The sequence below is a fragment of the Thermotoga sp. KOL6 genome, assembly GCF_002866025.1.
GTDB lineage: Bacteria > Thermotogota > Thermotogae > Thermotogales > Thermotogaceae > Thermotoga.
On sequence record NZ_LNDE01000001.1, the window covers coordinates 366,292 to 380,696 of the forward strand.

At 40.7% G+C, this 14,405-nt stretch carries 13 protein-coding genes and 1 tRNA gene; 8 read left to right on the forward strand and 6 right to left on the reverse strand.

The window, feature by feature from the left end; all coding sequences use genetic code 11:
* The first annotated feature begins 1 nt into the window (after nucleotide 1).
* From AS005_RS01845 to AS005_RS01860, 4 genes are all read left to right on the forward strand, one after another.
* Nucleotides 2-505, forward strand: a complete 504-nt coding sequence (locus AS005_RS01845; RefSeq protein ID WP_101509985.1) for a PAS domain-containing protein — start codon at nucleotides 2-4, stop codon at nucleotides 503-505.
* The gene (locus tag AS005_RS01850; protein ID WP_101509986.1) at nucleotides 505-1,932 is read left to right on the forward strand and encodes a [Fe-Fe] hydrogenase large subunit C-terminal domain-containing protein; all 1,428 of its coding nucleotides are present in this window, start codon (nucleotides 505-507) and stop codon (nucleotides 1,930-1,932) included. Before AS005_RS01845 ends, AS005_RS01850 begins: the two co-directional genes overlap by 1 nt.
* Nucleotides 1,929-3,086: a SpoIIE family protein phosphatase gene (locus AS005_RS01855; RefSeq protein WP_101509987.1), complete on the forward strand. Its 1,158-nt coding sequence runs from the start codon at nucleotides 1,929-1,931 to the stop codon at nucleotides 3,084-3,086. Before AS005_RS01850 ends, AS005_RS01855 begins: the two co-directional genes overlap by 4 nt.
* Before the next feature lie 252 nt (nucleotides 3,087-3,338).
* A tRNA-Leu gene (locus AS005_RS01860) sits at nucleotides 3,339-3,425 on the forward strand.
* 7 nt (nucleotides 3,426-3,432) lie between these two features.
* Here the strand turns inward: AS005_RS01860 and AS005_RS01865 are convergent.
* Nucleotides 3,433-4,440 carry a lysylphosphatidylglycerol synthase transmembrane domain-containing protein gene (locus AS005_RS01865; protein ID WP_101509988.1) on the reverse strand — a complete coding sequence of 336 codons (1,008 nt, stop codon included), beginning with the start codon at nucleotides 4,438-4,440 and terminating at the stop codon, nucleotides 3,433-3,435.
* 88 nt (nucleotides 4,441-4,528) lie between these two features.
* Between AS005_RS01865 and AS005_RS01870 the strand changes: the two genes are divergently transcribed.
* Genes AS005_RS01870 through hslO form a run of 4 tightly spaced genes read left to right on the forward strand, consistent with a single transcriptional unit; the run spans nucleotide 4,529 to nucleotide 8,738 of the window.
* A complete protein-coding gene (locus AS005_RS01870) occupies nucleotides 4,529-6,901 on the forward strand; it encodes an ATP-dependent Clp protease ATP-binding subunit (RefSeq protein WP_101509989.1) in 2,373 nt (790 codons plus the stop codon).
* A gap of 6 nt (nucleotides 6,902-6,907) precedes the next feature.
* A complete protein-coding gene (locus tag AS005_RS01875; protein ID WP_101509990.1) occupies nucleotides 6,908-7,201 on the forward strand; it encodes a DUF1844 domain-containing protein in 294 nt (97 codons plus the stop codon).
* Nucleotides 7,198-7,869 (forward strand): 2-C-methyl-D-erythritol 4-phosphate cytidylyltransferase, encoded by a 672-nt coding sequence (gene ispD, locus AS005_RS01880; RefSeq protein WP_101509991.1) that lies wholly within the window; start codon nucleotides 7,198-7,200, stop codon nucleotides 7,867-7,869. The genes AS005_RS01875 and ispD overlap by 4 nt, the downstream gene beginning before the upstream one ends.
* Complete coding sequence (gene hslO / locus AS005_RS01885) at nucleotides 7,866-8,738, forward strand: Hsp33 family molecular chaperone HslO (protein WP_101509992.1); 873 nt, start codon at nucleotides 7,866-7,868, stop codon at nucleotides 8,736-8,738. The genes ispD and hslO overlap by 4 nt, the downstream gene beginning before the upstream one ends.
* Here the strand turns inward: hslO and AS005_RS01890 are convergent.
* From AS005_RS01890 to frr, 5 genes are read right to left on the reverse strand one after another with little or no spacing between them, the layout of a single operon-like run.
* Entirely contained in the window at nucleotides 8,694-9,746 is a 1,053-nt protein-coding gene (locus tag AS005_RS01890; RefSeq protein ID WP_101509993.1) for a hypothetical protein, read from the reverse strand. The genes hslO and AS005_RS01890 overlap by 45 nt on opposite strands.
* 6 nt (nucleotides 9,747-9,752) lie before the next feature.
* Nucleotides 9,753-12,344 (reverse strand): alanine--tRNA ligase, encoded by a 2,592-nt coding sequence (gene alaS / locus AS005_RS01895; RefSeq protein WP_101509994.1) that lies wholly within the window; start codon nucleotides 12,342-12,344, stop codon nucleotides 9,753-9,755.
* Nucleotides 12,341-13,153, reverse strand: a complete 813-nt coding sequence (cdsA, locus tag AS005_RS01900; protein WP_101509995.1) for a phosphatidate cytidylyltransferase — start codon at nucleotides 13,151-13,153, stop codon at nucleotides 12,341-12,343. Before cdsA ends, alaS begins: the two co-directional genes overlap by 4 nt.
* Nucleotides 13,146-13,847 carry an isoprenyl transferase gene (locus tag AS005_RS01905; RefSeq protein ID WP_101509996.1) on the reverse strand — a complete coding sequence of 234 codons (702 nt, stop codon included), beginning with the start codon at nucleotides 13,845-13,847 and terminating at the stop codon, nucleotides 13,146-13,148. Before AS005_RS01905 ends, cdsA begins: the two co-directional genes overlap by 8 nt.
* On the reverse strand, nucleotides 13,844-14,401 hold the full coding sequence (frr, locus tag AS005_RS01910) for a ribosome recycling factor (RefSeq protein ID WP_101509997.1): 558 nt from the start codon (nucleotides 14,399-14,401) through the stop codon (nucleotides 13,844-13,846). The genes AS005_RS01905 and frr overlap by 4 nt, the downstream gene beginning before the upstream one ends.
* Nucleotides 14,402-14,405: the final 4 nt, after the last annotated feature.

Consider the following 14,405-nt stretch of genomic DNA (forward strand, 5'->3'; position numbering starts at 1 on the left):
AATGGAAAAGAGTATTTTGGAGCTGTTCTGGAAGTATGATCCCAACGGTCTTGTCATAGTGGACAAAGATATGAAGATAGTGGAATCAAATCCTTCATTTGAACACATGTTTCAGATAAAACACGAAAATGCCCGTGGTTTCTATATTGAAAGACTTTTAGGAAGAGCAGGTATAGATATTTTCAAAAAAGTCTTCGAATCTGGAGAATCAGTTACAAAAGATAAAATAGTCTTCCCATCGTACGGAGTCACAGTTAGATTCATAGCCTTCAAGATACCCGGTAAAGACCTCGCTGCGGGAATACTGGTCGATATAACTTCCGAAGAAAAAAAGAAAAAAGAACTCGCCGAAATAAAGTTAGGAACTATAAATAAGATAAACGATGTGATCTTGAAGCAAATGGAAGTTGCGCAGGAGATAGCGAGTCTTCTTGGAGAGACTGTTGCAGAAACAAAAGCGTCCCTTTTGAATCTTTTGAAGATAATCCAAGGAGGAAAAGAATAGTGATCAACATAATTCTCACGAATCCAGATAAATGCGTAAGATGTATGAGCTGTGTGAGAGCGTGTGAAGTTAATTCTAACATCGTGGAAGAAAGTCACGTGGATATAGTTCCGCAAATGTGCATTGTCTGTGGCGCATGCATCGAAGTTTGTCCAGAAGGTGCACGATCCTATTTAAAACAGATCGATATCTTCAGAAAGTGGTTGACAGAAGAAAAGGTCGTAGCAATTGTTGCACCATCCTACGTTGCTCATTATGATGAGCCGTACAAGTTCATAACCGCTCTCAAAAAGGTGGGAGCTATCGCAGTGCATGAGGTTGCTACAGGTGCTGAGCTCTCATCTATGGTGATTGCTGAAGAGATAAAATCAGGAAAGAAAGTCATAGCTTCGCCATGTCCAACTGTTGTCAATTACATAAAAAAATGGATTCCAGAACTCATTGATAGATTATCCACAGCAGTGAGTCCTATGATAGCTATAGCAAGGTATGCAAGAAAACAACATCCTGAAGCAAAGATTGTCTTCATAGGACCATGTATCTCCAAAAAATCGGAAATTGTCCAAGATGAAGTTAAAGGTGATGTCGATCTTGCACTGACTTTCGAAGAAGTAGATGAATTTTTTGAAAGTAGCAAGTTGAATTTGAAAATGTTGGAAGAATCTTTCCCAGATGAGTTCAATTCACTCTACGGTCTTTCATATCCTGTTGTGGGCGGACTTGCAAAAACCGTGGGCTATTACCTTCAAGAAGATTTTGATATGGTTCTAGATAAAGATGTTGTTGTTATTGAAGGAAAATGGAACATGGTTAAGTTTCTCAGAAAATACTTTAAGAACATTCAAAAAGGGCAAGATGATGAAAATCCTGTCCTAGCAGAAGTTCTTTACTGCGATGGTGGATGCATCGGAGGACCTGGTATAAGAAATGATCTTGAAATTTTTGAAAAAAGAAAAAGGGTGGTTGAGCATACTTTGAGGAAACTAAATAACAGGCGAGTGGAGTTGAAAAGATTGTATCAAGATCTCAATTTGACGAGGTGTTATAAACCAGAGAAAGTCGATTATAAGATCCCAAAAGAAGAGGAAATAAACGAGATATTGAAAAAAATAGGAATGTTAGAGAAACCCTTAAACTGTGGAGCTTGTGGTTACCATACTTGCAAGGACAGAGCCATTGCTGTTATAAATGGTTTGATACCATGGGATCTCTGCATCCAATATCAGTTCAGAAAAATTGAAGAAGAACACGAAAGGGAGCTTCTAAGAATAAGAGAGGAAACAATAGAAAAAGCGAAGAAAGTCATCAATAAACAAATGGAAATAGCACAAGAAATAGCAGGACTTCTTGGAGAGACTGTTGCAGAAACAAAAGCGTCCCTTTTGAAAGTACTCGATCTGATAACCAAAGAGGAGGAAACTGGATGACGGAAGTGAAGTACGAATGCTATTTCAAAAGTTTGAACAAATATAATGAAGAGTTGTGTGGAGATGTAGTAAAGACTCTCAACTCTCCAAACTCCTTTATAGCGGTTCTGTCAGATGGTCTTGGAAGCGGTGTAAAAGCCAATATTCTGGCAACTTTAACTTCCGAGATAATATCCACCATGCTAAAGGAAGGAGTGGATCTGACCGAAACTGTGGATACAGTAACAAAAACCCTTCCTATATGTAAAGAAAGAGGGATCGCTTACTCTACTTTTACGATCGTTCAAGGTCTTCCAAATGGAAATGTTAAGATAACGAATTTCGATAATCCCGATCCTATGATCATCGTTGATGGCGCTATCATCCTGGAAAAGCCGAAACAAAAAGTTTTCGCGGGGAAGATTGTTAAGATTTGGGAACTCAAGTTGGAACCCGGTGATTTCATAGGCTTGATAAGTGACGGTGTTATGTACGCTGGACTTGGTGAATTTTTAAATTTTGGATGGGGCTGGGAGAATGTTGCAGAATACATCCAAAAACTATTGAGAAAATACGGAAATCCAAGGCTTGTTGTTGAAAATGTTATTGATGTTGTCAACAATTACTACAATGGAAAGTGTGGAGATGATGCAACAGTAGTGGGAATTCTTGTTAAAGAAAAAGAAAATCTCATCGTATTCACAGGTCCCCCACTGAATAAAGAAGATGATGAGAAGATCGTTAAAAAATTCCTATCTCTCCCGGGGAAAAAGGTAGTTTGTGGTGGTACAACAGTCAATATAGTTTCAAGGATTCTTGGAAAAGAACCGGAGATGGATATATCCACAGCAAGGCCTGAAATTCCCCCAATGGGAAAGCTTGAGGGAATTGATCTCGTAACAGAAGGAGTTCTTACCATGACAAAAACCTTGGAATACTTGAAAACATCGGATTTCGACGAACTCAAACTTCCATCCGATAGAAATGCAGCTCTTGAACTTGCAAAACTTTTGATAAACGCAGATACCGTTCATATCATCATGGGGCAAAGTATAAATCCCTTTTATCAAAATCCAGATCTCCCTGCGAGTATTTCGATAAGAAAAAACATAGTCGAGGAGCTCGCAAGGATCCTTAGAGAACATGGAAAAGAGGTAACGATAGAATATTGTTGAACTCAATATTTTGTTTAAACCTGTTGAAAAAGAGTTATCTATTATAGTAGACATTTTTGCATACCAATGCTGATCATCTTTGATTCGTGCGAGAGCAGTACAGTAGAGCTATGAAAGTGCTGTAAGAATAACATCCGCTCAAAATTAAAACGCTGAACACACTTGACAATTTTTCATGGAATAGCCGATCATTTCTCCAAACATGAGGACTTGAAAAGAACAGGAAGATGTGTTAATATATATTCCGGAGTTGCCGAGGTGGTGGAACTGGCAGACACGCATGGTTGAGGGCCATGTGGGCTTCGGCCCGTGCGGGTTCAAGTCCCGCCCTCGGCACCAAAATAGATCAACCGGAGGCTTCTTCCTCCGGTTTTTTTGTTAGTCTGTTGATTCCGAGAAATATTCCGATCACTATGAACAAATAGTAATTGAAGAACCTCCAAACTAGCAAGGATATCATTGCTTCTGCTTTGGAAACGATGTTGGAATAAACTACATAATAAGCTATTTCAACCGCCCCACTGGCTCCCGGAGTGGGAACAAAATATACAACCAAACTCAAGGCAAGTTGAACACTGATAATTTGAAACAAGGACACCTCAACCTGTCCATTCACAGCCTTCAGAGAAAGATAAGTACTCGCGTGAATCAACACTATCATCAAAGCGGAAAGTAAAACGATGAAGAAAAATTTTATTCTTGAATCTTTCCAAAATGCTTTCACGGTGGAGACGTACCCGATGATTCTCTCTCTCACGAAACTTCTCACCTCTTCTTGAGCCTTTCTAGAGAAGAATCTTATGATTTTTAGAACAACTTTGGAAAGAAAGAATCTTTCTAGAAATCTCTGACTGAAAGAAAGAAAGATTATGAAAATGTAAAAGAAAAACGCGAGAACAATACCCACGAAGAAAAAATCCCCGATTATTCCCAAAGATCTGAAAATATCGAGATATAGAAGGAAAAAGACAAAACCAGAAACGATCGTGAAAGAAAATGAAGAGAAAAATCTCATAGCTATGGTAGAAGCGGCCTTTTCAAAGGGCACACCGGACTTCACAAGATGATATATTTGGAAAGGCTGACCCCCTGCCGCGAAAGGTGTTACCGCTCCAGCGTAAAAGCCCCACAGAGAATTCAAAACACACGTTTTGAAAGAAACATCCTTGAGAAGAATTTTCGTCCTGAGAGCATCGATAGAAACAATGGTAAAAAGGTTGAGAGAAAGCCAAAAGAGATAATCTAAGTTTAGATCTTGAAAGTCTTTCCAAACCTCTCTACTACCCGCAAGTGACATTATGAGGACTATCGCTCCAACGCCGATGACCAGCGAGAGTAGAATATTTTTTTTCATGATTCATCCCCTTTCTTTCAAGTTTCAGAACCCACTAAAGAAAAGATTAACACACCGTGGTAATATTTCTCTGGAGGAGGTGAACTAGATGTTCAATCTAGAAGAGTACACAGAAAAGGCTCAAAAGGTGATGATGAGTATACAAGATATAATGATGCGATACAGACAAAACCAACTTTCTAGTGAACACATTCTGCTTGCGATATTGGAGGAAGGAAACAACGTTGGGATAGAAATCTTGAAAGAGATAAACGTAGATATAAGAAGACTGAAAGACGAAGTTGAAACCTTTATAGGAAAATACGGTGTCAGACTCCCAGAAGGAACCACTGTTTCACAAATTTTCATAACACCCGACGCCAGACATGTCATAGAAAGGGCCAGAGAGGAAGCACGCAGGATGGGCGATACGAAAATAGGTACAGAACACCTCATACTTGGTATGGTCCTCTCTCCGGACTCCACAGCTTTCAGAATACTCTCGAGGTACGGTGTAACTCCAGAAAAGGTTTATGAGGCGATAAAACATGTAAGATCAACAGGAAAATCTGACGAAGCCGAAAATGTGGAAGCGTTGGCACGATTTACTGAGGATCTCACTCAGCTCGCTCGTGAAAGAAAGCTGATGCCTGTCGTAGACCGTGAAAGAGAAATCAGAAGGGTGATACAGATACTTTCTCGCCGAACAAAAAACAATCCCGTCCTCATAGGTGATCCAGGAGTAGGGAAAACAGCCGTTGTCGAAGGATTGGCCCAAAGAATTGTTGAAGGAAAAGTTCCACTCTTTCTGAGAAACGTTAGAATTCTGAAATTAGATATGGGAAGACTCATCGCTGGAACACGATTCAGAGGAGATTTTGAAGAAAGACTCAAGCGGTTGCTTGATGAACTCAAGAGAAAAAAAGGAGAAGTCATTCTTTTCATAGACGAAGTTCATACCGTCGTAGGAGCGGGGGCGGCCGAAGGAGCTCTCGATGCTGCGAATATCATGAAACCAGAGTTGACAACGGGAGAGATACAAATAATAGGCGCTACTACGGTTGAAGAGTACAGAAAATACATAGAGAAAGACAGAGCGCTTGAGAGAAGATTCCAACCGGTTTTAGTGGAAGAACCCACTGTGGAGCAAACGATAGAGATACTGAAAGGGCTCAGAAAAACGTTTGAAGAACACCACGGGGTGAAAATAACAGATAACGCGTTGGAAGCAGCGGCAAGATTGTCAGCTAGATATATAACAAACAGATTTCTTCCGGATAAAGCAGTCGATCTCATAGATGAAGCGGCAGCTTATGTGAGATTGGAGTCATCTTACCCCTCAGAAGAACTTCTGAAACTAGAAGAAGAGATGAGAACGCTAGAGGACAAAATCAACGATGCTGTGGTGAAAGGAGAATACGAGGAAGCAGCAAGATTAAAAATAGAGTATCAAAAATTGAAAGAAAAGTACGAAGAGATGAGAAAAACTCAAGAAAAGATAGAACCAGTAGTCGACGAAAGTGTTGTTGCAAAAGTTGTGGAACAGTGGACTGGAATACCTGTATCCCGTATCATGGAATCTGAAAAAGAAAAACTTATGAAGTTGGAAGAATTGATCCATCAACGATTGGTAAATCAAGAAGAAGCGGTGAAAATTGTAGCACGGACCATCAGACGCGCCAGAGTAGGGATAAAAAATCCGAAGAGACCGATAGGTGTCTTTCTCTTCCTCGGACCCACAGGAGTTGGAAAAACAGAGCTCGCAAAAACGCTCGCGGATGTACTTTTCGGTAGTGAAGATGCGATGATAAGATTGGATATGAGTGAATATATGGAGAAACATTCTGTTGCGAGACTCATCGGAGCCCCTCCTGGATACGTTGGTTACGAAGAGGGAGGCCAACTCACGGAGGCGGTAAGGAGAAGACCTTACAGCGTTGTTTTGCTCGACGAAATAGAAAAAGCTCACCCAGACGTATTCAATGTTCTCCTCCAGGTATTTGAAGATGGACGTTTAACTGATGGAAAAGGTAACACCGTTGATTTCAGAAACACGATAATAATAATGACAAGTAATATTGGTAGCGAAAAAATCGTTGAATTTTCAGAAAATGTTCGATTTGAAATAGAAAAAGAACTCCGAAAGACATTCAAACCGGAATTTCTGAACAGAATAGATGCTGTTGTCTTCTTCAAACCACTTAATGTTGATGAAGTTAAGAAAATTGTGGAAATAATGGTGAAACAACTGGAAGATCTTCTGAAAGAGAAGAAGATCACCCTTGAACTCACCGAAAAAGCCAAGGAATACCTGGCAGAGGCGGGTTACGTCCCGTCTCTTGGTGCAAGACCACTAAGAAGAATCATAGAGTTGGAACTCGAATCTATGATAGCAGATAAAATGTTGGAAGGAGAAATTCAAGAAGGTGATCATGTGATAGTGGACGCTGACGATTACGGCTTGAAATTGGAGAGGAGGTGAAGATCCATGGAAGAAAAGAAAGAAAAGCTCACCTTGAAGGATCTTATCCTCCTCTTTTTCAACACCATTAGCGCAAGATGCTGGGCAAGATTGGGACTAACGAGGGACGAATACGGTGACTACTATCAAGATCTAGACGAGGCACGATTGGGTATAGACACTTTGGACGCGGTATTCGGTAAGATCAAAGATCTCGTAGATGAAGAAACGCGCCGTGAAATGGAAGGTATTTTGTCCACTTTGAAGTTAAACTATTTCCATCAATACCAGAAAAAGAAGAAGGAGAAAGAAAAAATATGAATATCGCTGTATTGCTTGCTGCTGGGAAAGGTGAAAGATTTGGAGGAGAAGTTCCCAAACAATTTCTCATGATCGAAGGAAAGATGCTCTTTGAGTATCCACTTCGTACTTTTCTGGAAAGTGAATGTATAGACGGTATAGTGATAGTAACTCTCAAAGACTGGATAGATGTTGTGAAAGAGAGAACTTCTCACGAAAAGGTTCTGGGAGTTATAGAGGGAGGAAACACCCGTACTCAAAGCGTTAGAAACGCTCTCAATTTCTTGAAAAATATCTCACCATCGTACGTGATCATACACGACTCTGCACGTCCATTCTTGAGGAAAAAATATGTTGAAGAGGTTATAAGAAAAGCAAAAGAAACTGGGGTGGCAACACTTGCTTTGAAAAATTCAGACGCTTTGATAAGGGTGAAGAATTCGAAGGTTGAGTACGTATCGAGGGAAGGTATCTACAGGATCCAAACACCTCAAGCCTTTTCCTATGAGATTCTCAAAAAAGCACATGAAAACGGAGGGGAATGGTTCGACGATACCGAACCAGCCGTTCGCCGACTTGGAGTGAATTTTTCCATAGTTGAAGGTGACAGTTTCTGTTTCAAAGTAACTTTCAAGAGTGATTTCGAATTGGCGAGGGTTATAGCAAAGGAATGGGAGAGGATAGTATGATTTATTATGGAACGATCTTTGATCACAAAGTGAGATTTTCGATAGTCCGCATGAAAGAGGTTGTAGAAGAAGCGAGGAAACTCCACGAGCTATCCTATCTAGCAACTGTCGTCCTTGGGAGAGCACTCATCGGAGCCGCCTTGGTAACCCCTTGGCTTGGAGAAAAAGAAAGATGGACACTGGACATAGAGGGAGACGGTCCGATAAGAAGAGTAGTTGCTCAATCAACAAGCGAATTTACAGTCAGAGGATACGTAGCCAATCCTTCTGTGGAACTGCCCCTTAATGAAAAAGGAAAATTCGATGTGGCTGGGGCCATTGGAAAAGGTGTCCTTCGAGTGATAAGAGATCTTGGACTGAAAACTCCCTTCGTTTCGCAAGTTCCCTTGGTGAGCGGAGAAATTGCTGAAGATCTGGCTTATTACTTTACCGTGTCTGAGCAGATTCCGTCTGCTTTTTCACTTGGGGTACTTGTTGACACAACAGGTGTAAAAATAGCAGGGGGATTTGCCGTTCAAATCATAGACAAAACGCTCGAAAATGAAAAAGTGGAGATGATTGAAAAGAACATAAAAAACCTGCCTTACGTTACGAAACTTTTCCAAGAAGCAGAACCATTGGATGTTTTGGAAAGAATATTCGGGGAAAAAGTGGGCTTCGTTGAAATGGCAGAAATAACTTATAGATGCGATTGTAGTAAGGAAAAAGCTCGAGAAGCTCTCCTCGTATTGGATGAGAATGAGTTGGAAGACATGATTAAAGAAGGAAAAGGAGAGGTAATTTGTAAATGGTGTAGCAGAAGATACGTCTTTTCCGAGGAAGAGTTAAGGGAGCTTTTCAAGCTCAAGAAAGGCAATTCGCGTTCTTGAGGAATTGGAAATTTTCAAGAATTCTTCTGTAATTTCGAGTATGACTTTGTCACTTTCGAGACGGGCAAGAACACTTCTTAACTTCTTTGAAGGAAAAACCACCACAAAATTCTTGCCGGGTTCTACGAACAGTTCTGCCGTGTAATTCAGATTGTGTTGTTTCACCATAATCCTCATGACTTCCCCGATTCTTGAAAGAGTAGCATAGGATCCTTTCGAGAGCACAGCTGCTTTTCTTACAAGCTTGCTGAACACATCCTTTCTTGCCACAAGTTCTTCCACAGTTTTTGCGTTTAAAAAGGACTCCAAAGTTCTTTGCTCTTCCAGACTCACTTTGTCACCACAAATTTTCATGATCATCCGCGGGTACTTCACAACCAATTTGTCTTCTTTTTCGTAAAAATCGAGGGTTTGGATGTTCAACTTTTGAAGAGCCTTGAAAACATGTCGAACGGTTACATAAGGAATTTTCAAAGAAAAAGTAACCCTTGGCACAGCAGAAATCTGAGCGAATGTTACAACATCCGAAGATGGTCCAAACATGAAAACATCCTTTTCTTCGAACAGAAGAATCAAAAATTCTCCCTCATCTAAGTTTGCACTGGAAAAATTCAGGGCACTTTCAAATTCCCTTTTCACAAGGGTACAAAGAAATCTTTCTTCTCCATCCTCTTGAGGAACTTCTCCTACCTTGCATTTGACATCTAGGATTTCACTCCCCGCCTTCAAGGCGAGTCTATCTTGAGAGATTGTGATGTGAAGTTCTTTGACTTTTATATCACTCAAGAAGAATTTCACCAAATCAAGAGAAACGATTCTACTTCCTTCGAATTTCGGTATTTTTCCTAAAAATATTTCCAAACTCGCACAATTATCACTAGCACTGATCCAAAGACCTTCCCTGAAGAAAAAACTGATAAACCTCGCACTCGGTTCTGTTGTTCCAACGAGTTTATCAAGCAAATACACCCAATTTTTCAACTCTTCACCATTGACAATCAGTTCCATGAAATTTCACCTCAAGAGGTCCTCTAACTGTTCTAAAACCGTTTTGATCATCTCGGGACGTTTTCCGCCAGCTTGAGCAAAATTTTTTCTTCCACCTCCACTTCCTCCAAGTAGTTTTGCTATGTTTCGAGCGATTGTTGAGGCGTTGTATTTGTCCGTGAGTTCATCTGAAACCTTCACAACAAGTGATACTTTGTTTTCAAATCGACTGAACAGAACGACTATACCCCGATTCTTTTTCAATATGTTATCTGCTATTCCTCCCAAATGTCTTACGTCAACTTCGTCGAAGATGCCATAGTAGACTCGAATTCCATCCTCAAGTCGTCTTTCAGAAACAGTTTCTTCAGAGATCTTCCCCTGCGATAGTTTCTTTTCCAATTCTTTCACCTTTTTCTTCAGATTCAAAACCCTATCGACAATTTCGTCTTCTTTGCTTCCGAGAATTTCTTTCAAATGCGAAATTATAAACTCGTAGTCTCTCACCAACTTCAAGATCTCAAATCCTGTTACTGCTTCTATTCTTCTCACACCTGAGGACACCGATTCTTCCGATAGGATTTTGAAAAGTCCAATCTGCCCTGTGTTTCTAACATGGGTCCCTCCACAAAGTTCTTTGCTCACGCCGGGAACTTCAACCACTCTAACCACATCGCCGTATTTCTCAGTGAATAGGGCGATAACACCTGATTTTACAGCCTCTTCATAGCTGGTGTATCTCACTTCAACAGGGATCGCCTCCATGATCCATTCGTTAACCAAATTCTCAATTTGCATTATCTCTTCCTTCGAGAGAGATTTATAATGCGTGAAGTCGAATCTCAATCTTTCGGGAGCAACCAAAGACCCTGCTTGCCTCACATGAGGCCCGAGGATTCTTCTTAGAGCAGCATGGAGAAGGTGAGTCGCCGTGTGGTTTCTCATGGTAGCTTCCCTTCTCTTCTTATCAACCTTTAAAATAACTTTCTCTCCCTTTCGCAATTTCCCCTCCAATATTTTTATCCTGTGTACAACTATCCCTTCTGAAGCTTCGAAAACGTATTCTACAAAACCTTTCCCGTTTTTCCACTCGGCAACTCCAGTGTCGGCCACTTGTCCTCCTTTTTCTGCATAAAACGGCGTGACAGAGAATATCACTTCAGCTACATCCTTTTCATATGCTTCCTCAACTGTTCTACCCTCTTTAGCTATGAGTACAACTTCTGATTCATCTTCTAATTTTTCGTATCCAGTAAACTTAACTCTGAAAGAGGTAGGGAGTTCATCCAAATAATCGTATCTCTTGGCAAACTCCACATTTCCCGTGGCTAACCTAGATTTTTTCTGCTGTTCCGCCATGTATTTGTCAAAATCCTTCACATCAATTTCTACTCCCTTTTCCTTGGCAATCTCGAGAGTCAGCTCCAGAGGGAGACCGTATGTATCGTACAATTTGAACGCATCTTGAGATTCTATTTTCCCCTTTTGTTCAGCGAGCTCGTCGAAAACTCTCATCCCTTGTTCTAAAGTTCTCAAGAATCTACTTTCTTCCGCCGAAAGAACTTCTTTCACCATCTTCTCACCTTGAACAATTTCAGGGTAGATTTTCCCCATCTTATTCACAACTGCATCGACAATTTTGTAGAGGAACGGTTCGTTCATTCCAAGAAGTATCCCATGTCTCATGGCACGCCTTATGATCCTTCTGAGCACATAACCTCGACCTTCATTAGATGGAAAGATTCCCTCGCTGATCAAGAATGTGATAGCTCTGATATGATCTGCAATCACTCTGATGGAAATATCTTTCTTTTCATCCGTCTTGTATACGGCACTGGTTAAATCTTCTATGCGCTCTATTATTGGTTTGAACAGATCAGTATCAAAATTGCTGTAGACTCCTTGCATCATGGCGCAGAATCTTTCAAGACCCGCTCCTGTATCTATGTTCTTTCTGGACAAGGGATGCAGTTCTCCCTTTTCATCTTGGTAGTATTCCGTGAAGACGAGATTCCAAATTTCCACAAAACGCCCCTCAGAATTCGCAGGTGTGCATTCTTCACCATCTGGACATCCTTCAGAATATCCCGTGTCGTAAAAAATCTCCGTGTCCGGTCCACACGGTCCTGTTGGCCCAGCGGGTCCCCAGAAATTATCTTCCTTCCCCATTCTCAATATCTTCCGCTCCGGAAGCCCTATCTTTTCATTCCATATTCTGAAAGCTTCTTCGTCTTCTTCGTAAACGGATACCCAGAGTTTCTCTTCAGGGACACCGAGCACCTGTGTGAGAAATTCCCACGCCCATTCTATCGCCTCTTCCTTGAAATAATCTCCAAAAGAGAAGTTTCCGAGCATCTCGAAGAATGTGTGGTGTCTCGGTGTCTTTCCGACGTTCTCTATATCAACTGTTCTGAGACACTTTTGACAGGTGGCTATTCTCGTATAAACGGGTTCTACCTTCCCCCAGAAAATTGGTTTAAAAGGGACCATTCCTGCTACTGTAAACAAAAGCTGAGGATCATCTGGTATGAGAGAGGCACTGGGTAAAATCTTGTGACCTTTTTTCTCGAAAAATCTCAAAAAGGCTTCTCTTATTTCTTCGGAAGTCATGTATCTCATCCCATCACTCCCTCGAATATTTTGAAAACTATGTAACTAACAGGTGCAACAAAGAGCAATCCATCTATCCTGTCGAGCATTCCACCATGTCCCGGTAGAGTTTTCCCCGAATCTTTGACACCGTAGTATCTTTTCAAAGCAGACTCGAAGATATCACCGAAAGTATCTGCTACTGCCACCACAGCAGCAAACGGCAGAAAAGTTTTGTAGTTTATTACATCGATCGATAGCAGATTGTTGACGATCAATCGATATAGAAGTGTGTAAATCAAAACTCCTAGGAATCCTCCTATAACACCCTCTAAACTCTTCCTTGGACTGTAGTGAGGAGAAATTCTTATTTTTCCAAATTTAAGACCTGTAAAATAAGCGAAAGAATCGAATACCCATGTGGATGTAAGAACGAGCAACGCATTGGCCGCTCCGAAATCACGATACATCGGTATGAAAAAACTGAGAAAAGAGGCTACGTATATCAAAGCAATGGAGAAAGATGCTACTGTTTTGAACACTTGAGTTGGATTCTTATCGCTGGCTAAAGAGGATACAACTCCCAATATGAAAACGATGGAAAATGGTTGAAATGGTTCTTTAAAAATGATCCCGTACAGAATAGGATAAACTGCTAAAAGAATAACATAGAAGAATCTAGAATCTCTATCTTTCAGTTCAAGTGTGATCAATTCATATCCCGCGAGTATAACGATGGCCGAGACGAGCCCAACGAGACTTTCATAACTCACAAAACACAAAACAACGAACGGAGCAACAACTATTGCTGTTATCGTTCTAGTTTTTAATTCATCCATCGCTCAAACCCCCAAATCGCCTTTCCCGCTTTGAATAACTCTCTATAGCCCTTAAAAAATCTTTCTTTGTAAAATCTGGCCACAGCCTCTTTGTGAAGTACAACTCTGAGTAAGCAGATTGCCAGATCAAGAAATTGCTGAGTCTCATCTCTCCAGAAGTCCTTATTATCAAATCCGGGTCAGGAACGTCCGGTAGATAGAGATATCTTCGAAAAATTTCTTCTGTGAGAATTACCTCTTTTCCATTTCTGACCTCTCCGATTATGGATTCTACTGCATCTAGTATCTCTTTTCTCCCTCCGTAATTGAACGCTATAATGAGAGTCATTCTATCGAAGTTACAGGTTTTTTCTTCGACTTCATTCCACTTTTTCAACACGTTCTCCGGAAGACCTTTTTTTCGTCCAAGTATCTTCACCCTGACTCTTTCTTTTTTGAGAAGCTCCATTTCTCGGTCTACCATTTGAATGAATAGATTCATTAGAAACTCAACTTCCTCTTTAGGACGTTTCCAATTCTCCGTAGAGAAAGAATATGCTGTGAGATATTCTATTCCAAGTTCCAATGACCACTTTACTGTGTTGTGAAGTACCTGGGCACCCCTTTGGTGCCCTTTTATTCTAGGAAGTCCTCTCCTTTTAGCCCATCTTCCATTTCCATCCATTATGATCGCAACGTGACGCGGTATTTTCAAAATTCCATGATCTCCTCTTTCTTGATTTCAAAAACCTCATCCAACTTTTTTATGAACTCATCTGTGAGTTTTTGAATCTCGTTCTCCAGCCTCCTGGCATCATCTTCCGGTATGTTCCCTTCCTTTTGTTCCTCTTTGATTTTCTTTATTATCTCCCTCCGAATATTTCTGACAGCTATCTTTCCTTCTTCAACTATTTCTTTCGCCTTTTTGACCCACTTCTCCCTTTGCTCTGTGGTCGGTGACGGAAAAACGAGTCTGATAGTATTACCATCGTTTATGGGATTCAAGCCCAAGTCTGAAGCATTTATTGCCCTTTCTATAAGGCTTAAAACACTCCTATCCCAGGGTTTGATAACAAGAGATCTTTCCTCGGAAATAGATATCGTGGCGAGCTGATTAATGGGCGTTGGTACACCGTAGTATTCTACTTTTATCTCTTCCAAAATGGCGGGGGACGGCTTGCCTGTTCTCATTTTTTTAAGTTCTTCTTCAATTTTTTCCAAAGTTTTCTTCATTCTCTCTCTGGCTTCTTTTATAAACGGATTCACCATCTTT